Annotated in this window: 13 protein-coding genes and 1 riboswitch; of the genes, 2 read left to right on the top strand and 11 right to left on the bottom strand. The window is 61.2% G+C overall.

From position 1 onward, the window contains the following. Nucleotides 1–14: 14 nt before the first annotated feature. On the top strand, nt 15–1,061 hold the full coding sequence (locus HX792_RS28065; RefSeq protein WP_176999128.1) for an L-idonate 5-dehydrogenase: 1,047 nt from the start codon (nt 15–17) through the stop codon (nt 1,059–1,061). 147 nt (nt 1,062–1,208) lie between these two features. On the opposite strand, the gene fetB is transcribed toward HX792_RS28065, so the two are convergent. From fetB to HX792_RS28050, 3 genes are read right to left on the bottom strand one after another with little or no spacing between them, the layout of a single operon-like run. Then, the gene (fetB, locus tag HX792_RS28060; protein WP_176999127.1) at nt 1,209–2,000 is read right to left on the bottom strand and encodes an iron export ABC transporter permease subunit FetB; all 792 of its coding nucleotides are present in this window, start codon (nt 1,998–2,000) and stop codon (nt 1,209–1,211) included. Then, nucleotides 1,997–2,674 (bottom strand): ATP-binding cassette domain-containing protein, encoded by a 678-nt coding sequence (locus HX792_RS28055; RefSeq protein ID WP_176999126.1) that lies wholly within the window; start codon nt 2,672–2,674, stop codon nt 1,997–1,999. The genes fetB and HX792_RS28055 overlap by 4 nt, the downstream gene beginning before the upstream one ends. A gap of 4 nt (nt 2,675–2,678) precedes the next feature. After that, a complete protein-coding gene (locus HX792_RS28050; protein WP_176999125.1) occupies nt 2,679–3,926 on the bottom strand; it encodes a voltage-gated chloride channel family protein in 1,248 nt (415 codons plus the stop codon). An 80-nt stretch (nt 3,927–4,006) separates the two neighbouring features. Beyond that, nucleotides 4,007–4,077: riboswitch (Fluoride riboswitch) on the bottom strand. Nucleotides 4,078–4,309: 232 nt separating this feature from the next. Here HX792_RS28050 and HX792_RS28045 point away from each other — a divergent pair. Next, nucleotides 4,310–8,440, top strand: coding sequence for a hypothetical protein (locus HX792_RS28045; protein ID WP_176999124.1), 4,131 nt, complete (start codon nt 4,310–4,312; stop codon nt 8,438–8,440). A gap of 449 nt (nt 8,441–8,889) precedes the next feature. Here the strand turns inward: HX792_RS28045 and HX792_RS28040 are convergent, their stop codons facing one another. The 8 genes from HX792_RS28040 to HX792_RS28005 all read right to left on the bottom strand — a co-directional run bounded on the left by HX792_RS28040 (nt 8,890) and on the right by HX792_RS28005 (nt 17,492). Then, complete coding sequence (locus HX792_RS28040) at nt 8,890–9,663, bottom strand: OmpA family protein (RefSeq protein ID WP_176999123.1); 774 nt, start codon at nt 9,661–9,663, stop codon at nt 8,890–8,892. A gap of 10 nt (nt 9,664–9,673) precedes the next feature. Further along, nucleotides 9,674–10,066, bottom strand: coding sequence for a DUF4398 domain-containing protein (locus HX792_RS28035; RefSeq protein WP_176999122.1), 393 nt, complete (start codon nt 10,064–10,066; stop codon nt 9,674–9,676). Between the two features lie 301 nt (nt 10,067–10,367). Beyond that, nucleotides 10,368–10,802: a RidA family protein gene (locus HX792_RS28030; protein WP_176999121.1), complete on the bottom strand. Its 435-nt coding sequence runs from the start codon at nt 10,800–10,802 to the stop codon at nt 10,368–10,370. A gap of 11 nt (nt 10,803–10,813) precedes the next feature. Beyond that, nucleotides 10,814–12,397 (bottom strand): FAD-dependent oxidoreductase, encoded by a 1,584-nt coding sequence (locus tag HX792_RS28025; RefSeq protein WP_176999120.1) that lies wholly within the window; start codon nt 12,395–12,397, stop codon nt 10,814–10,816. Nucleotides 12,398–12,409: 12 nt separating this feature from the next. Then, nucleotides 12,410–13,333 carry an ABC transporter substrate-binding protein gene (locus tag HX792_RS28020; RefSeq protein ID WP_176999119.1) on the bottom strand — a complete coding sequence of 308 codons (924 nt, stop codon included), beginning with the start codon at nt 13,331–13,333 and terminating at the stop codon, nt 12,410–12,412. 18 nt (nt 13,334–13,351) lie between these two features. Further along, the gene (locus tag HX792_RS28015) at nt 13,352–14,125 is read right to left on the bottom strand and encodes an amino acid ABC transporter ATP-binding protein (RefSeq protein WP_176999118.1); all 774 of its coding nucleotides are present in this window, start codon (nt 14,123–14,125) and stop codon (nt 13,352–13,354) included. Then, nucleotides 14,118–15,083, bottom strand: coding sequence for an amino acid ABC transporter permease (locus HX792_RS28010; protein WP_176999117.1), 966 nt, complete (start codon nt 15,081–15,083; stop codon nt 14,118–14,120). Before HX792_RS28010 ends, HX792_RS28015 begins: the two co-directional genes overlap by 8 nt. 15 nt (nt 15,084–15,098) lie before the next feature. Further along, nucleotides 15,099–17,492, bottom strand: coding sequence for a TonB-dependent siderophore receptor (locus HX792_RS28005; RefSeq protein ID WP_176999116.1), 2,394 nt, complete (start codon nt 17,490–17,492; stop codon nt 15,099–15,101). Nucleotides 17,493–17,974 lie beyond the last annotated feature (482 nt).

The following is a 17,974-nucleotide window of genomic DNA, read 5'->3' as shown; positions in this document are numbered from 1 at the left end:
TCCTGGAGAACCTTATGCACGCCATTGTCTGCCACGCCTCGAAAGACCTGCGGGTCGATCCCCAGGATGACCCGCAAACCCTCGCCCCCGACCAACTGCGCGTGCGCATTGCCCGGGGCGGCATCTGCGGCTCGGACCTGCATTACTACCAGCACGGCGGTTTCGGCACTGTGCGCCTGCGCGAGCCGATGGTGCTCGGCCATGAAGTGTCGGCGGTGATCGACGCGGTGGGCCGTGACGCCGACGCGTTCAAGGTCGGCCAGCGTATTGCGGTGTCGCCTTCGCGCCCTTGCGGCGGCTGCCGTTATTGTCACCAAGGCTTGCCCAACCATTGCCTGAACATGCGCTTCTACGGCAGCGCAATGCCCTACCCGCATATCCAGGGTGCGTTTCGCCAGAGCCTGGTGATAGAGACCCATCAGGCCCACGTGCTGGCCGATGAAGTCAGCCTCGCCGAAGGGGCATTGGCCGAGCCGTTGTCGGTGGGCTTGCACGCGATCCAGCGCGCTGGCGCGGTGTTTGGCAAGCGGGTGCTGGTGACCGGCTGCGGGCCCATCGGCAACCTGCTGATCGGCAGCCTGCGCGCGGCGGGCGCCGGTGAGATCGTTGCCGTGGACCTGTCCGCCAGCGCCCTCGCCTGCGCCGAAAAAATGGGCGCCACGCGCACCCACAACCTGGCCGATGGCGCCGACGCACTTAAGCGCTATACCGCAGAGAAGGGTTACTTCGACGTGATGTTCGAGGTATCCGGCAGTGCCCAGGCCCTGCGCAACGGCCTGGAATGCATCGCCCCGCGTGGCGTGCTGGTCACCGTCGGCCTCGGCGGCGATGTGTCGCTGCCGCTCAACCTGCTGGTGAGCCGCGAGATCGACCTGCGTGGCACCTTCCGCTTCCACCCGGAATTCGCCCAGGCCGTGGATTTGCTCAACCGCCGCATCATCGACGTACGCCCGGTGATCTCCCACACCGTGCCGTTCGGCGATGCCGTGCAGGCGTTCGAGCTGGCAGCGGACAAGACCCAGGCGATGAAAGTGGTGCTGGACTTCGGCGTGCCGGACTAGCCCAGCGGGCGCTGGCTTGTGTAGGAGCTGGCTTGCCAGCGATCGCGGTAGTTCAACCAACACAGATGCCACCCGGCAGGCCGCCATCGCCGGCAAGCCGGCTCCTACAGGTTTACCATCCCCTGTGGGGCCTGGCTCCTGCAGGGGTCAGCGCTCTTGCAGGCGGTCGCGCAAAAAGCGGTGGCTGGTGGAGAACAACCGGCGGTAGGTGAGCAGCACCGCACCCACCGTGCCCAACGCCGACGAGGCGGCGATCAGGAACATGATCACGATCTGATAACGCACCGCGTCCACCGGGCTTTCCCCGGCCAGCACCTGGCCGGTCATCATGCCCGGCAGGCTGACGATGCCCACCACGGTCATCTGGTTCAGCGTTGGGATCATCCCGGCACGCACGGCCTGGCGGATGGCTTCCTGGGCGGCCTCCCAGCGTGAACCACCCAAGGCCAGGATCATCTCGATGGTGTTGCGCCCCGAGGTGAGTTCCTGGGTCATGCGCTCTATGCCCAGGGACACACCGGTCAGGGTATTGCCCAAAATCATGCCAAGAATCGGGATTGCGTACTGCGGCTCATACCACGGGTGAATGCGGATCACCGCAAACAGCCCCACCGCCGTGACCAGCCACGAGCTGCCCCACACCGACACAATGCTGTCGACCCGCTGGCCCTTGTACGTGCGCCGCCCCCGGCCCGCCGCCGAGACACCGGCAATCAAGGTCATCGCGCACATCAACGGCAGCACCACATACCAATAGGCAAACTCGAACACCCAGCCCAACAGGTAACCAATCGCCAGCAGTTGCACCACGGTGCGCACTGCCGCCCATAGCAACTGGCGCTCCAGGCCCAATCGCAGCAGCAGCGACAGCGCGCCGTTAATCAGGATCAGCGAGGCAGCAATGCCCATGTCCAGCGCGGTGAGGTTGTGATAGTTCATGGCTGCACCGCCGTGCCCAGCACGCCGGCACTCATCTGCAAATGGATGTCGCTCATGCGCCGGGCCTGGTCCAGGTCGTGGGAGACCCAAATACAGGCGCGAGAGCGGTCTGCGGCAAACCAGGCATCGATCAGCGCTTCTACCTCACGGGACGACGCAGGGTCGAGGGCCGCGGTGGGTTCGTCGAGCAACAGCACTTCAGGATTGAGTTGCAGGGTGCGGATCAGCGAGACCACCTGGGACTCACCGCCCGATAGGTCGGCGGCACGCTTGACCAGGAAGTCCGGCGCCTTGCCGGCGTGCTCCAGCAAGGTGGTGACCGTGGCCAGGTTGAAACTGCGGTTGCGCGAGGTCTTGAGGCTGAAAGGGAAACGCAGGTTGTCTTCCACCGTGCCCTCCAGCAGCGCCGGGCGCTGGGACAGGTAGCTGATGTGGCACCGGTAATGGGGAATCTGCGCGTTGCTGATCGGCTGGCCGTTCCACAGGATCTGCCCGGAGCTGGGCGCATCCAGCAAGGCCAGTGCGCGCAGGAACACACTTTTACCAGAGCCGGACGCGCCGGTGATCGACACGCGGTCGGCGGCGTTCAAGGTGAAATGGGTCGGCTGCAACAATGCCACGCCTCGGCGTTCATCCAGGCGCGTAAGGGCGCGGGTTTCCAGCAATGCATTCATAGACTCACTTGGGCTCCTGTTTGAAACGCTCATGCTTGGCATGGCCGATGCGCTGGGCGTGATAAATGCCAGTGTGCCCGGAGACCAGGTAACTGGCGATGCAGGCGATGGCGGCCAAGGGCGCAATGTCCGGGCCGAACAGTTCCATGGCCATCACGATAGTCGCCAGCGGCGTGTTCGCCGCACCGGCAAACACCGCCACAAAACCGATGCCCGCGAGCATCGCAAAGGGCAGGTGCAGCAACGGTGCCAAGGCATTGCCCAGGGTAGCGCCGATATAGAACAACGGTGTGACCTCCCCGCCCTTGAAACCGCTGCCCAGGGAAACCACGGTGAACACCAGCTTGCCCAGCCAATCCCACGGCGCCATCGGCACATTGAAGGATTGCACGATACTCGGAATACCCAGGCCGATGTAGGCGTAGGCGTCCAGGGCCCACACCGCCACGGCGATGACCACGCCGCCGAGCAACGGCCGCAGCGGCCCGTAGGGAATCATGCGCTTGACCCACGCACCCAGACGGTGGGCCGCGGTGGCAAACAGCATCCCCACTAACCCAAACACCACGCCCGCCGCAGCCACCGCCAACACACTCCACAGTGACACCGGCACCACTTCGCCAATGGGGTAATGGGTGTGCACCACGCCCCAGGCCAGGCCGACCTGGTCGGCCACGATGGCAGCGACGACACAGGGGAACAGCGCGTCATAGCGCATGCGCCCGATGGCCAGCACCTCCAGGCCGAACAAGGCCCCCGCCAGCGGTGTGCCGAAGACCGACGCAAAGCCGGCACTGATGCCCGCCATCAACACGATGCGCCGATCTTCACGCCGCAGGCGGAACACCCGGGTCAGCTGGTCTGCCAGCGCCCCGCCCATCTGTACGGCGGTGCCTTCACGGCCGACCGAGGCACCAAACAGGTGAGAGACCAGCGTGCCGCCCAGCACCAGCGGCACCATGCGCAACGGCACTACTTTTTTGGGATCGTGGATTTCGTCGATCAACAGGTTATTGCCGCCATCCACCGGCTTGCCCACCCAGTGGTACACCAACCCTACTGCAAACCCCGCCAAGGGCAACAGCCAGATGATCCAGCGATGGGCTTCGCGCCACGCGGTGGCGTTGTCCAGCGAGAACAGGAACAGCGCCGACGCACTGCCGGCGAGCACGGCCACCAGGCTGGCGAGCAGCAACCATTTGATCAGGTACGGGATAAGGTCGAGTTGTTCAGGGCGCTTGATCGGGAACATGGAATCAGCCACAAAAAACCAAAGGGGCCGGATCAACGAGGGAGTTTATGCGCGAACGCCTACAGCCCTGAGTTGACCAGGTGTCTGTAGGCATCATCAGCTGCGGAACGCAGCGGTTGGGTCAAGGAGGAATGCCATCTCCAGGCGACCGATCATAGAGAGGCGCGATGCGGATGTAAAATGATGTTTCAGGAAAGCCCATTGTCATACACCACCGCAGACCGATGAGGCCATGCCCACTGGAGCGGCTGATGGATACTCTGTCGCCGCGGCGAGACTATAAGCCCGAAACAAACATCCGCTGAGTCTGAACGCCGAGTAAATCGCGTATGCTTTCTCGCCTCTTTCGATCGCCATTGCCACACTGACTACGGAGCAGCTCCATGCCCAACCTGGACCAGGGCCAACCCACCGAGATCGACGATGCACCCATCCGGGTGCCTGATACGAAACTCAAGCGCGAATTGGAAAAACTGGAAGCAAAAGCTTCACAGGACATTGCGCCGTTGAGGGTGCCAGTTGAAGTCCTCGGCGACCGAGAGTTTGAGTTGCTGGTTTATCGCCTATTCCAGGACGGCCAAGGCTCTTACGCAAAGACCCAGTGCAGCCTGGAAATTGATCACGATGACACGGCCTTGATGCAAGGCACCGGCGACCTGGGTCGCGATGTTGCACTCTATCGAAATGGTGTCGCAGTAGGCGCGGTGCAATGCAAACATTATGCAAAGCCTTTCGAGCAACCGGACGCACTGAGACAGATCTGCAGGTTCATTCTTGCGGCCAAGCAGAATCCCGAGCTGATGCCCAATCCACAGGACTTCACTTATGTCCTAATGCTCTCCCGGTCGGCCAACAATAAAACCGTGTCGTTGTTTCATGAGACAGCAACGGTACTGAAAAAGGAACCAACGCTGCTGCCCAACGCGGTGAGCGATGCGCGCGAAGAGTTCAAAAAACTGCAGATACTGGGTCAGCGCGAGTCACTGGCCTATGTAAAGGACATCTTGGGCAAAATCAAACTCAAACTGGTGCAAGGCATAGATTTGGCCATCTGGCTTCAACACCGCGACGCCGTGTTTTCCACCTTTTTCCAGACTCGGTTTGTCGTGGAAAAAGAGGACGTACTGCGACAGCTGGAGGAAATCAAAAACGCATTGGAGGGCAAGTTTCCGATCCAGTCTCTCGACCAGTCACAGGAAACCTCGGCATTGGCTATTGCCCGCACCCAAGGGCAGGACGGATGTGACCGACTGATCACGATCAATGAGGTATACATCCAACGCACACTAGAAGCCGAAATTGACCAGAAAATCGAAGACGCCGATTACTCTACCGGCGAAGGAGTTCTGATTGCCGTCATTGCACCCGCAGGTTTCGGGAAGACCAGCCTCCTATGGGGGTGCCTGCGCCGTTGGCGCGAGAAAGGCAACACGGTAACCCTGGCGTTGACTGCCACGCAACTGGCGACACTGATCCCCAGCGAGCAATTCGTGAAAGTCCGCACCGCTCTGCTCAACCATGCCGCCACTCTGCGTGATGGTGGCGTTCGGTTCGTGGTCGGCGTCGATACTTTCGACGTGTTGATGCACAGCGAACAACTGGCTGCACCAGCGCTGAAGCTCATTCATGAGCTAGTGCAGTCAGGCGCATCCCTCGTCTTTTCCACCCGCCCTGAAGAAGTGGCCGATATAAAGCTGGACCAACTCGTACCACAGTCGGTTGCGCTGCATTTACGTGAATACAGCACTGAAGAGTTTGCCCTGGCGCTGAGATCCTACTGCGCAGCGTTTTATTGCGGGGCAAATGCCGACGCGCAAGCATCTTTGTACGCAGACCGATTGATAGCCCTGGTCGCCTCGGGTCGGCCTGCACGTGGTGTGTGCCTGAATCCCCTGGCCCTACGCATGCTGTTTGAGCTCTATGCTCCCGCCGAAGTCCCTGAAGACATCAACGCACATGATCTGTATCGCCGTTACTTGGTAGACCGCGTCAAGGCAGACGTGCGAGCCGGCGCACCTCTTGCCACCGCCCGTGGCCAGAACCTTCTGCCCGCCGCCAAACAGGTCGCAGGCGCAATGTTCACCTTGAAAGTCCCCGCGTTGACGGATGAGCAATTCGTTCAACTTGGAATAGAGATGGACGTTGATCAGGATGAACTGAACGCGTTGGTCAGCCGCCACCTTTTAAGGCGCTCCGGTGGAAGAGTAGAGTTTTTTCACCAGACGTTCTTCGAATACATCGCAGGTCTGGTAATGGCCGAGAACAGCCAATTCTGCGCCACAGCCTGCAAGACAGCCCTGATTGATCACGCAAACGATCGCTTCGAGTTCCCGATCCGAGAGCACCAACTCTGGCACTGTGCAAATTCGCTGAAACGAGACAACGAGCTGATCAACTCAACCGTGGGTGATCTCCTTACCCTCACACACCCGGGACCTTCAGGCGCGGCGTTACGACTGCACATGATGGACAGGATCGGTTACGACAGTGGGCGAGCCTACATGCTAAGAGAAGCCTCAGCAGGTAACGCCTTCGCAATGAAACGCTATGCCCAGTTCATTTATCACCTTCAACCCGTGCGTACCCAAGAAGTTCGTAGTGTGATTCAAGCGTGCCTTCCCCATCGTTTCTGGAGACTGCTGCAGTCCACATCCCAGATGATCATTTGGCTGGCGCCTTTCGATTGGTTGGCCTGCAAACAACTTATCACGCACAACAACCTGATCGACGACCTGTGTGCAGCAGGACAACAAGGTACAAACGTCGCGAAAAGCGTAGCGGACATCTTGCGCGCAGGAATCAACCATGACATGACGTTCGTGCTGGAGACAGCAATAAAGTGCCTTGATCTGTTCCGTGAAAAAGCCACGTTCATCAATTTCCTAGAGCTGTGTGCTCACTCTGTCACGTCGGCTCAAGGGCAATTTTTGGGAGCGGAATTAACCGCGTGGATGGATCAAAAGTCAGAACGTGCACTTCGCACATTACGGGAACCGGCTGCACGCTGCCTGAGCAGTCTATGGCTTCACCTCCCTGCTCTATGCCCGCTGCAGGGCGAACGTACCGCATTGGTAGACAGTACCGCGCTTCGACTGTCGATCAACGCGCTCTCGCTCACCCACCACGCCGCGCTTGAAGCGGTATACATAGGGTTCATCGGGCGCTTGAATATCGACCTAGACGCCGAGGCCCTGCGAATAGTGCTTCATCACCTGGTGGCTCCGCTCTTGAAGGCGCCGCAGCACTCCTCTGATCCTGCGCGAGCGCTTGCGGTGCAACAATGTGAACGGTTACTGGCTGATCTAAGCATTCCAACAGACCAATGCCCACAAAAAGAAAAGGCCAAGGCGCAGGTTATTTTCGACTTCATCCGCGAACTTAAGCAGAACGGCGCCTGCCCTCCTTCGCTGCAACGTTTCATCACGACAATCCCGACCCATCAGTGGCTTGATAGCGCATTTCTGCGACACCTCCTGCCAATGGCAGTGGTTGAACAGGTGGAAAATGCAACAGCGGCCCTGGCAATCATTTCGAAGACGCCGCAGCCATACACTCATCATCTCGAAATACTCTGCGCGGCACTGCCTGGCCTTTTGCGAACACCAGACCATCTGGACATGGCGCTGAACCTGGCCATCAAGGCCCAATCCAGTCAACTGGCGAATGCCGCCTTGGTGAAGACGCTTGGCACTCAACGACAAGACGCCCTGTATCGCATAGCCAAGCAACATGCCCCCGCACTTCAGAGCTTTTGCTTTGCTCATGCCTCAAGGCATCAATATTCGGCCTACCTGCTGCTCGATCAACTGATCACTTACCAACTGATTGAACGAGTCGACCCTATCCAGGCCCTGAGTTGGGTGCAAAGAGAAGCAACGGAGCGCCAGACGCGCGCGCACACGGCGGCGCAAAAACTCCTTGTCAGTTGCACCACTGCCAGCCATGCAGAACGCACGCTCTGTGAGTTGCTCGACAGTGTTCCAGATGATTGCGTGAACGTGAAAGACCATATCGCCCCTTCGCTGCAACACATCCTTTGCAGCTATGGACAGTCTCTAGGAAAGGCTACTCTTGACAGGCTTGTCACCTTTGCCCTGCGACCCGGTGCAGGGCCTTCACTGATTAGCCTTGCCGGCTGGGTAGTGGATATCTACTTGGTGCGAGGCGACCTTCCAGACGCAAACAACGCAGCATTAACGGTCTTGCGTAGCCACTCCATCGATCAACTGAGCCAAATGCAGAATCGCAAGATTTGCCATCGCTTGGATAAGCCTTTCCAGCGCCTTTATAGCCAACTGACTGAGCACGAACTCAGGCTGCATCTGGAAGAGTTGTACCGTATTGATCCAATGCTGGGGAGAGTCATCGTTATTGCACTGTGCAAGTCCAGCAGCCCCCATAGAGATGCATTGGCGCGGCAGCTCACCGAAGATAAAGACATTGACTCGGCATTGCGCACAATCGTCCATGATTACCGGCAGTTTCGTTGGATACCGCAACCGGCGACGGTCTGAAAGCCTTCTAGGATTGCGCAGTTTTTTTCCAACAGGTAACGCAAGGAGGCGGGCAACATCGGCCCATGATTTAAATCGGGAAACACCTGGCACACAAACTTTAGCCCTTCGACTCGTTGCAACTTGGCCAAGTGTTTTTTGTTCCCCCATCCTATCCCCTCCGGGATTGCGTCAGCACGACGGGGTGGGCCGGCTCTTCTTCACCGCCCATCATCAGCAATGATGCAGGCCTGCCCTCCCGCCGTTGTGCCAACCCCTCGGCATGAATCACACCACCGTTCCATCAAACGCCGGATTCGTGGCGGGGTATTCATCAATCAGTGGAGTGATGTTGATGCCATTTTCCGTCGGGACGAGTGTGGTAATTACACTTATCGCCAAGGCCGAGTAAAAGACTTTGCTGATCGATCACCCCACACCCACCTCTCGCGTAATCGCATCAACTCTTCTCAGCGACGTGCGCTGACCGCCGACCCATCATTGGACACGATCACTTCCACGCGACGGTTCAACTGGCGTGACTGCGCACTGAGGTTATCGGCCACCGGAAACTGCTTGCCGTAGCCGATGACGGCCATGCGCTCGATCCCCACGCCAAGCCGTTGCAGGCCACGGGCGACGGCCTGGGCACGACGCTCGGACAGGCTCTGGTTGAAGGTATCGCTGCCGGTGCTGTCGGTGAAACCCTCGACACGCAGCTGGCGCTCCGGGTTTTGCAAAAGGAAATCCGCCAGTGCCTGAAAGTCGCGCTGGCTGCCCGGCTTCAAGTCGGCCCTGCCAGTATCGAACAGCACATCACCAAAGGTGACCACCTGGCCGCGCTCGGTTGGCTGGGCCTTCATTGCCTGCAACGCCTTGAGTTGCGCGGTGCGCACGTCGAGCTGCACCTGGGTGCGGTCAACTGCGATATTGTCGAGCTGGGCATCGGTTTGCCGGCTGATGATGGTTTGCTCGGCCACCGCGATTCTCTGGGTCGCCAGGTACGCCAGCTGGTCGATCTTCGGGTCGGTACGGCTGTGCAGGGACAGTTGGTTGGCGCGGTCCAGCGCGTTGGACGCAATGCGGGTTTCAACCGCCGCCAGGGTGTTGGACGCAGGGTTCTGCTGCAGGGTGGAGAACTGGCTGCGCGCTTGCAGCAGTTGCGGGTTTTCCGGTGGGGTGGCGCACCCGACCAGGGCCAGGGTCAGGGCCGACAGGACAGGTATGACGAGAGTGGCACGCATGGGAGGCTCCTCAGTGGGTGGTCGCGGGGGCGTTGAGCATTTCCTGCTTGAGCACCTGGATGCCCTCGCGCGCCTGGTTCAAAACCTGTTGTTTACGCACGGCAGTGGCTTTGACTTCGGCCAGGTTGGCGTCGACTTCGATCTGCTCGGCCAGGCTGTCGACCAGGACGTAATTTTTTTCGCCGATGGCTTGCTCCATACGGGCCAGCTTGTCCTGTGCGGTTTTCATCTCAAGCGGTGCGAATTGGGTGGCTTGCGCCGCCAGGGCACGCCCGACCGAATCACGCGCCAGGGTGGTTTTTTGCTCGGATGGCGGGGTCGCGGCACAGCCTGCCAGCACTCCCGCGACGATCACGGCCCAGGCCGAGCGGCGCAGGCGTTTGCTCACACAGGTCATTTTCATGGTTTGACTCCTAGGCATTTGCGGGCCTGATGCCCTCTCGCTTGGGGTCAAGCGAGGGGGCCATCCTAGGAGGTAAAGGTCGGGCAGGAATGATGAAATCTCCGGCCGCAATGTAGGAATTTTCTCAACAAAAACAAAGACCCTGTAGTGAGCGGGCTTGCCCCGCGCAGCGGTGTGTCAGATAAGCTTGAGCCGCCTGACACACCGCTGTGGTGTGTCAGGTAAATTTTAGGTGGCAGACACGCCGCCGCGCGGGGCAAGCCCGCTCACTACAAGTCGGGGTGTGAAATAAAGGGGTGGTTCAGGAGGTTCTGGCGGCGATGGCTTCGACTTCGACCAAAGCCCCCGGCAACGGCAATGCCACCACTTGCAACGCGGTGCGCGCCGGTTTGTTCGGTTGCTCCGGTGTGCCAAAGAACTGCGTATAGCCGGCCTGCAACCCGGCAAAGTCCAGCTTGCCGCCGGTTTCTTCAGCGCCCACCAGGAACACGCGCAACTGCACGATATCGCCGAGGTCCAGGTCTTGCTGGCGCAGGATCTTGCGCAGTTTGTTGAACACCGACACCGTCTGCACTTCGGTGTTGCCATAGGCTGCCGGGGTGCCGGCCGGGGCGTTGGCGTCATGCAGGTCGGGCAAGGTGCCGCTGACGAAGATCAGGCTGGCAGAGGCCGGGACGGTGACGGTTTGCGAGATCGGAAAATCGCCGACGCTGGTACGTTGAATGCTGTCGCTCATGATGAAGCTCCTTAGGAGGCGGCAAGGGCCGCGATCTGTCGTTGTTGAGTCACGCGTTCGGCCAGTTGCCCGACCACATGGCGCGCCGAGTTGGCCGCCGATTCCTGCCAGATACCCACGCCGCTTTGCACCAGGCCGTCGCCGGCGAAGTACACGCGGCCGTGGCCGGCTTCGAGCAACGCGCTGGCGTCGGCCGGGAAGTGCTCGCGTTGCAGCCACGGGCCTTCGCTGTAGGGGATCTGCTCCCACGACACGGCCAACGGGTCGCGCAGGTGTTTGGAATAGCCGGGGTGCAGCAGCTCCACTGCCTCCTTGGACGTGGCGTACTGCTTCTCGAACGGTTGCGCGCCAAACACATCGGCGCCCTCCCCGGTCACGTAACCGGCCACCAGCAAACCTTCGCGGGTATTGAGGTCGTTGCTCGGGTACCACAACAGGCGCGCCGGGTGTTCGATCCAGGACAGGCCGCCGTAGGTGCGGTAGTCGGTTTCCCAGAAGCGCGGCGACTGCCACGCCACCTTGGTCGCCTGGTCGCTGCGGGTGCTGAGCAGCGCGGCCTTGATCGGGTCGCTGAAGTCGGTGTCGAGCCTGGCCAGCAAGGGCAGCGGCAAGGTCGAAATCAGGTAATCGGCGCGCACTACCTGTTCACGACCGCTGTGTTTGTCGTGATAGGTCACGGCCACACCGTCCTCCAACTGACGGATCTGGCGTACCTGGGCGCCGAGCTGCACGTGGTCGCGCACCCGTTGGTAGAACGCATCGGTGATACGGTCCATGCCGCCGACCGGTTGGAACATGGTGGCGGAAAACTCCGGGAACTCGGTGTGCAGCAACGCCCCCCACAGCTCCGGGTGCAGCAGTTGATCCAGCGCCAACGGGCGGCGACTGGCGGGCAAGGCGCCCGGATGCGTGGGCGATTCCAAATGCCCAGAGCGCAGCGTGCCCTCGAAGGCCAGCTCCTGTGACAGGTCGCCATACACCTGCAGGAACGCCAGCAAACGCGTGCGCTCCTCGTGACTCAACACATCATCCAGTGCGTCACGCTGCACCGCCTTGGCCAGCAAGCCAGACACGTGACCGCGCGCATCGTTGATCGCCTGGCCGACGGTGAACGCCGGCTTGCTCACATCCGGCCGCACCTGGGCGCCATGGCTGCTGTTGACCAGCACTTCCAGCGGCACCCCCAGCTCGCTGCAATAGTCGAGAATCGTGCGGTGTTGGCTGGGGATCCTGGCCGGGCCTGCGTTGAAGTAATGCCCTGGGTCGAACGCGGCGGTCTGGGTGCGGCCGTCCTTGTAGTCCACGCGGTCGCCGTGGCGGATCGTCCAGGTGCGGCCGCCCGCCCGATCACGTGCTTCCAGCACCTGCACGTCGAACCCGGCGCGGGTGAGTTCCAGGGCCGTGACCAGCCCGGCAATCCCGGCGCCCAGTACCAGCACGCGGGTGCCCTGCCCCAGGCCTTCCTTGAGTTTCAGCGGCTGCGGACGGCGGTGCGAAGATGGCCCCAGGCCCAATGCCGCCAATGCATCCTTGACCGCCTTGTCGCCGCCTACCGCAGCGATACTCGACAGCGCTTCACGTCGTGTCAGTCCCATGCTCGATACTCCTTAATCCGGCAGGCCCGGTGGGTTGATCAGCGACGTGTCGACGCGCTCGATATCCAGGCCCCAGCGTTGCAGCACCTGTTCGTATTGGCCGCCGGCAATCGCGCCTTCCAGGGCCGTGTGGATCGGCTTGACCAGGCCGTTGTCCTTGCGCGTGGTCACCGCGATATCGGCTTTCAACGGCCAGCCACCGTTGACCGTGCCGACGAGCTTGATGCCTCCGGTGATGGCCGCCGAATAGGCGTACACCGAGTTGGGCCCGAACAGTGCGTCGCTGCGCCCGGACTGCACCGCCAGTTGCGCGGCGGCCTGGTCGTCGAAGTACTGCAACAGGGCCGGCTTGATGCCAGCTTTTTCATTGGCTTCGTTCCAGGCCAGCAGAACCTTTTCCTGGTTGGTGCCAGAACCGACGATGATCTTCAACCCGGCGATGTCGGAAGCCTGCTTGATCTCGCTGATTTTGCTGGTGCTCTTCACATAGAACCCCAGGACGTCCTGTCGATACGTGGCGAAGTCGAAGCGCTTCTTGCGCGCCTCGGTCACCGTGACGTTGCTGATCACCGCGTCGTATTTACCCGAGCTGACGCCCAGGGGCCAGTCTTCCCAGCTGGTCTGTACCACGTTGAGTTGCAGGCCCAGGCTGTCGGCGACCAGCTGCGCAGTGTCGGCCTCGCTGCCGATGGTGGTCTTGTCGTCATTGGCCAGCAGCGCCAGGGGCGGCCCGGCCACGCCGGACACGGCCACGGTGAACTTGCCCGGCTGGGCGAACTTGAAGCCTGGCGGGATCTGCGCGATGGCGGCTTCGTTGCGCGGCACGTGGATACGCGGGCGGTCGGGGCTGAGGTCGACCTGTTGCACGGCCAAGGCGGTTTGCGCCGCACTGACGGCAAGCGCCAGCAAGGCCACACGAGCGGTATGAATGAACATGGGCAGTCACTCCTTGAACTAAAGCACCTTGCCGAGAAAGGCCACAGTGCGGGGATGTCGGGGTTGGCGGAAGATCTGTTCGGGCGGGCCTTCTTCGATCAACTGGCCGTCGCAGAGGAACACCACGTGGTCGGCCACCTCGCGGGCAAAACCGATTTCGTGGGTGACGATCACCAGGGTCACGCCCAGTTGGGTCAAGCCCTTGATCACGTCGAGCACCTCGCCGACCAATTCCGGGTCGAGGGCCGAGGTGGGTTCATCAAACAGCAGCACCTTGGGGTCCAGTGCCAAGGCTCGTGCAATCGCAACACGCTGCTGCTGTCCACCGGAAAGCTGCCGGGGATAAGCATCAATTTTGTCGGCCAGGCCGACCTTGGCCAGCAATTCGGACGCCTTGGCCCGCGCCTCGGACTTGCGCCAGCGTTTGTGGGCCAGGGGCGCTTCGGCGATGTTTTCCCAGGCGGTGAGGTGCGGGAACAGGTTGAAGTTCTGGAACACGAAGCCCACATCGATGCGGCGCTTGAGGATTTCGCGTTCTTTCAATTCGTACAGCAGGTCACCCTTGCGGCGGTAGCCGACGTATTCACCGTCAATGGTGATGTGGCCGCTGTCGATCTTCTCCAGGTGGTTGATGGTGCGCAGCAAGGTGGACTTGCCCGAGCCCGACGGCCCGAGAATCACCGTGACCTTGCCCGGGTCGATGGTCAGGTCGATGTCCTGCAACACCTGCTGGTTGCCAAAGCGCTTGCCCACGCCCTGGATCTGAATGCGCCCGGCGCGTGCTTCAGCCATGGGTTTTCTCCTTGAGCCAGCCACGGATGCGCTGCAGCGGCGTCGGTGGCAGCACCCGCGCCGTGCCGCGCGCAAAGTAGCGTTCGACGTAGTACTGGGCGCTGGTCAGCACGGTGGTGATGATCAGGTACCACACCGTCGCCACGATCAGCAGCGGGATCACCGCCTGGGTGCGGTTGTAGATGACCTGCACGGTGTAGAACAGCTCCGGCAGGGCCAGCACGTAGACGATGGAGGTGCCCTTGACCAGGCCGATGATCTCGTTGAACCCCGACGGCAAAATCGAGCGCAGCGCCTGGGGCAGGATGATCCGGAAGATCCGTCGCGACGCCGGTAAACCCAGGGCCGCCGCCGCTTCATGCTGGCCGGCATCCACGCCGATCAGGCCACCACGGATGATCTCTGCCGCGTAGGCCGCCTGCATCAGGCTCAGGCCGAGCACGGCCACGGTGAACTGGCTGAGTACATCCACCGTCGACCACTCGGCGAACACCACCTCGGTGAACGGCACGCCGAGCACGATGTGGTCATACAGGTAGGCGAAGTTGTAGAGGATGATCAGCACCAGCAACGCCGGCATCGAGCGGAAGAACCAGATGTAGCCCCAGGCCAGCGCCGCCAGCAGCGGCGAACCCGACAACCGCGCCAGCGCTAACGCCGTGCCGAGGATCACGCTGAACACCGTGCTGAGCAGGGTCAGCAACAGTGTCTGGCCAAGGCCGCGCAACACCGACGGCGAGAAGAACCACTGGCCGAACACGCCCCACTCCCAACGCGGGTTGGTGGCCAGGGAATGCGCGATGGCCAGCAGCACCAGCGCGGCGAAGATCGACCCCGCCCAGCGCCACGGGTGCCGCGCTGGCACCACTTGCAGGGCCTTGATGGGCGTGGCGACACGCGCCTGGCGAACCGGACGCACGTCTTCGATCAGGTCATAGGTTTTGGCGACAATGGGCATGTTTGTTCCTCCGCCTTAGAAGGCATAGGTCAAGCGGGTGTAGTAGTACCCACCGGTAAAACCGTAGGGCGAATAGGTGCCGTAGCTGGCGAGCATGGTGCTGCTCGGCACGCCTTGTTTCTTGGGGTACAGGTCGAACAGGTTCTTGGCGCCGATGGCGATGTTCAGGTCTTTGGTGAGGTTGTAGCCAAGGTCGAGATCGGTGATCCAGCGGGCGTTGTAGACCCGGTCCAGGTCGCGATTGGCCGAGACGTTGACCTCTTTGTAGGCGCCATAACGGGTCAGGGCCAGGTTGAGATTGAAGCGGTCGATGCTCCAGTCGCCCCCCAGGATCAGCTTGGTTTTCGGTTGCACGTCGGTGATCAGGCCCCGGGCCTGACGGTCCATCAGGTCATACGAGGTGCCCAGGATCGTCGTGGATTCCTTGTAATTGAGGATTTTGGTCTGGTTCCAGTTGAACGCCGCCGTCCACTTCAGCGAGCCGAACGCGCCGAGGTCCTGGTTGTAGTTGCTGACCAGGTCCAGGCCTTTGGTGCGGGTGTCGGCGCCATTGATGAAGTATTGGCCGCCCGAGGTGGAGTTGATGCCGTTGTTCTGCAGCACCTGGGTGACTTCCGGGCCAAGCAAGGTGCCCGTGAGGGTGATGCGGTCACGCAGGTTGATCACATAAGCGTCGGCGGTGAAGTTCAGGCGGTCGGTGGGCGTGAGGGTGAAACCCAGGCTGAAGTTGGTCGAGCGCTCGGGCTTGAGGTCCTGGGCGCCCAGGGCCTTGGCCGCCGCCGAACCCACCGGCAGCACGCCGTAGTTGATCGACTGGTACACCCCGTCCACCACGCCATAGGTGGTGGAGCGCGCGCTGAACAGGCTATTGGCCAGGGACGGCGCGCGGAAGCCGTTGCTCACCGTGGCACGCACGGCGAACTGCGGCGTGAAGTCGTAGCGCGTGGTCAGCTTGCCGCTGCGGGTGGCGCCCACGCCTTCGTTGTAGTGCTCATACCGAAAGGCGGTGCCGACGTACCAATCCGGCAGCGGGTTGAAACCCACGTCGACATAACTGGCGAGGCTGTTGCGCGAGGCGCTGCTTTCTTCATCCGGCGAAATGCCGTTGGTGACCTGGGCCCCCGACGATGCGCAATTGCCCGGCGCCACGCAGTAGCCGCCGTTGGCATAGGACGCATAGTCACCGGCCTGCACCTCATAAGTGTCACGCCGATGCTCGAAGCCATAGGACAGGTCGAGGGGCTTTTGCAGGCCGATGTCGAAGCCGCGCTTGAAGTCCAGGTTGGTGGTCAGCTCGGTGGAGATCCAGGTGCCGGAAGTAAAACTGTTCGGCGTGGCCTCGCCCAGCGACGGGTTCTGGTTGTGAGTGGTGCCCTGCTCTGCCGCGTTGCGCCCGTAGGTGGTGGACAAGTCCCAGGCCCACTCGCCGACGGTGCCTTTGCCGCCGAACGCCGCCTGGAAGTCGTCTTCATCGATGTACCAGGTGGGCGTGTACCCCGACGGGTAGCCGTTCGGCCCGGTGGTGATGGTGTTGGTGATGGTCGGCAGGCGGAAGTTCTGCCCCTGCTCGGCCTTGCGTCGTGAATAAGTGGTGAAGGAGTACAGGCTCAGGCTGTCATCGATCGGCAATTCGGCGTTGTAACCCAGGGTGAGCAAGTTGGTCTTGGGCGTACCGTAGCCACCATAGGTCGCCTTGCCCGCCAGGCCATACGCCTGCTCGTAGGTGTAGCCGTTGGCGCTGGCCTTGTTGTCGTCGTTCTGACTGCGTGCATCCAGGGCCAGTTGCACGATGCCGCCGTTGCCGATTTCGAAGCCCTTGTTGAGGCTTTGCTGCACGGTCTGCTTCTTGCCGTCGTAACCCTGGCCGACGTTGGTCACCGAGGTGCCGCTGGTGTCGGCCTTGAGGATCACGTTGATCACCCCGGCGATCGCATCGGAACCGTATTGGGCAGCGGCGCCATCGCGCAGCACTTCCACGTGGTCGATGGCGCTGATGGGGATCAGGTCCAGATCCGCCGGTGCGGCGCCGGTGTTGATGCCGTTGATATTGAGGGTGGCGCTGGTGTGGCGGCGCTTGCCGTTGACCAGCACCAGCACTTCGGCGGCACTCAGGCCGCGCAGGTTGGGTGCGCGGGCGATGCCGCTGGCGTCCCAACCGGTTTTTTCCGGCAGCGTCAGCGAGGGGATCACAGCGCTGAGGGCTTCCATCAGGCCGGGCTTGCCGGTGCTCTGTAGTTGTTTGGCGCTGACCACGTCGATCGGCACGGGGCTGCTGGTGACGGTACGTTGTTCGGCGCCTCGGTTGCCGGTGACCACCACGGTGGAGAGGGTGCTGTCGTCCTGGGCCTGTGCTGGGTTGGCCAGCAGAGCCAGGGCGAATACGGCGGTGGGTTGTAGGGCTCGCTTCATATCCATTCCTGCAGGTTCAAATCGCGAAGTCGGGCAGGCACGCGGTCGTGCGCGGTGCTCGGCGTTTTTGGGGGTGTTGCGGCGATTTGGGGCTAGGTGTGGGGCGAGTGCGGGGTTTGAATCGACAACATACGTTGAACTCCCTTCCAACGATTCTGCTGCGGGGTGGTTAGCCGGTTATGGGCGCAGAATCCGAATCACGATGGGTACCATCCGAGGTCAGGGGTAGGCTGTTGAGTTCAAACATAACGGAATGGGTTTTGAAAATATAATGCTATTTGGGCATAAGCTAATATTCTTGAATTTCATTATTGCTTGTTAGATTTATTCTTATAAGTAATGTTTTTTGGGTGGGGTACATATCCGTTTCTGCGGTAACGGCGGCTATGGGTTCCGCCCTTACGGCGGGTCACTTTGGAAAAGCCACACAGTAAACAAAGGGCTCTTGCCCCAACACTCGCCGACTCGTTCAAGCTTCGCAT

This window comes from Pseudomonas sp. B6002 (assembly GCF_013385985.1).
In the GTDB taxonomy this organism is placed as follows: Bacteria; Pseudomonadota; Gammaproteobacteria; order Pseudomonadales; family Pseudomonadaceae; genus Aquipseudomonas.
Note: the sequence above shows the minus strand (reverse complement) of the source record. Positions and strands in the feature narration are given on the sequence as shown.

Coding starts and splice junctions, on each gene's coding strand:
- HX792_RS28020 (WP_176999119.1), bottom strand. CDS start 13,333: ATGTTCATTCATACCGCTCGTGTGGCCTTGCTGGCGCTTGCCGTCAGT.
- HX792_RS28040 (WP_176999123.1), bottom strand. CDS start 9,663: ATGCGTGCCACTCTCGTCATACCTGTCCTGTCGGCCCTGACCCTGGCC.
- HX792_RS28010 (WP_176999117.1), bottom strand. CDS start 15,083: ATGCCCATTGTCGCCAAAACCTATGACCTGATCGAAGACGTGCGTCCG.
- HX792_RS28035 (WP_176999122.1), bottom strand. CDS start 10,066: ATGAAAATGACCTGTGTGAGCAAACGCCTGCGCCGCTCGGCCTGGGCC.
- HX792_RS28025 (WP_176999120.1), bottom strand. CDS start 12,397: ATGGGACTGACACGACGTGAAGCGCTGTCGAGTATCGCTGCGGTAGGC.
- HX792_RS28015 (WP_176999118.1), bottom strand. CDS start 14,125: ATGGCTGAAGCACGCGCCGGGCGCATTCAGATCCAGGGCGTGGGCAAG.
- HX792_RS28065 (WP_176999128.1), top strand. CDS start 15: ATGCACGCCATTGTCTGCCACGCCTCGAAAGACCTGCGGGTCGATCCC.
- HX792_RS28005 (WP_176999116.1), bottom strand. CDS start 17,492: ATGAAGCGAGCCCTACAACCCACCGCCGTATTCGCCCTGGCTCTGCTG.
- HX792_RS28055 (WP_176999126.1), bottom strand. CDS start 2,674: ATGAATGCATTGCTGGAAACCCGCGCCCTTACGCGCCTGGATGAACGC.
- HX792_RS28030 (WP_176999121.1), bottom strand. CDS start 10,802: ATGAGCGACAGCATTCAACGTACCAGCGTCGGCGATTTTCCGATCTCG.
- fetB (WP_176999127.1), bottom strand. CDS start 2,000: ATGAACTATCACAACCTCACCGCGCTGGACATGGGCATTGCTGCCTCG.
- HX792_RS28050 (WP_176999125.1), bottom strand. CDS start 3,926: ATGTTCCCGATCAAGCGCCCTGAACAACTCGACCTTATCCCGTACCTG.
- HX792_RS28045 (WP_176999124.1), top strand. CDS start 4,310: ATGCCCAACCTGGACCAGGGCCAACCCACCGAGATCGACGATGCACCC.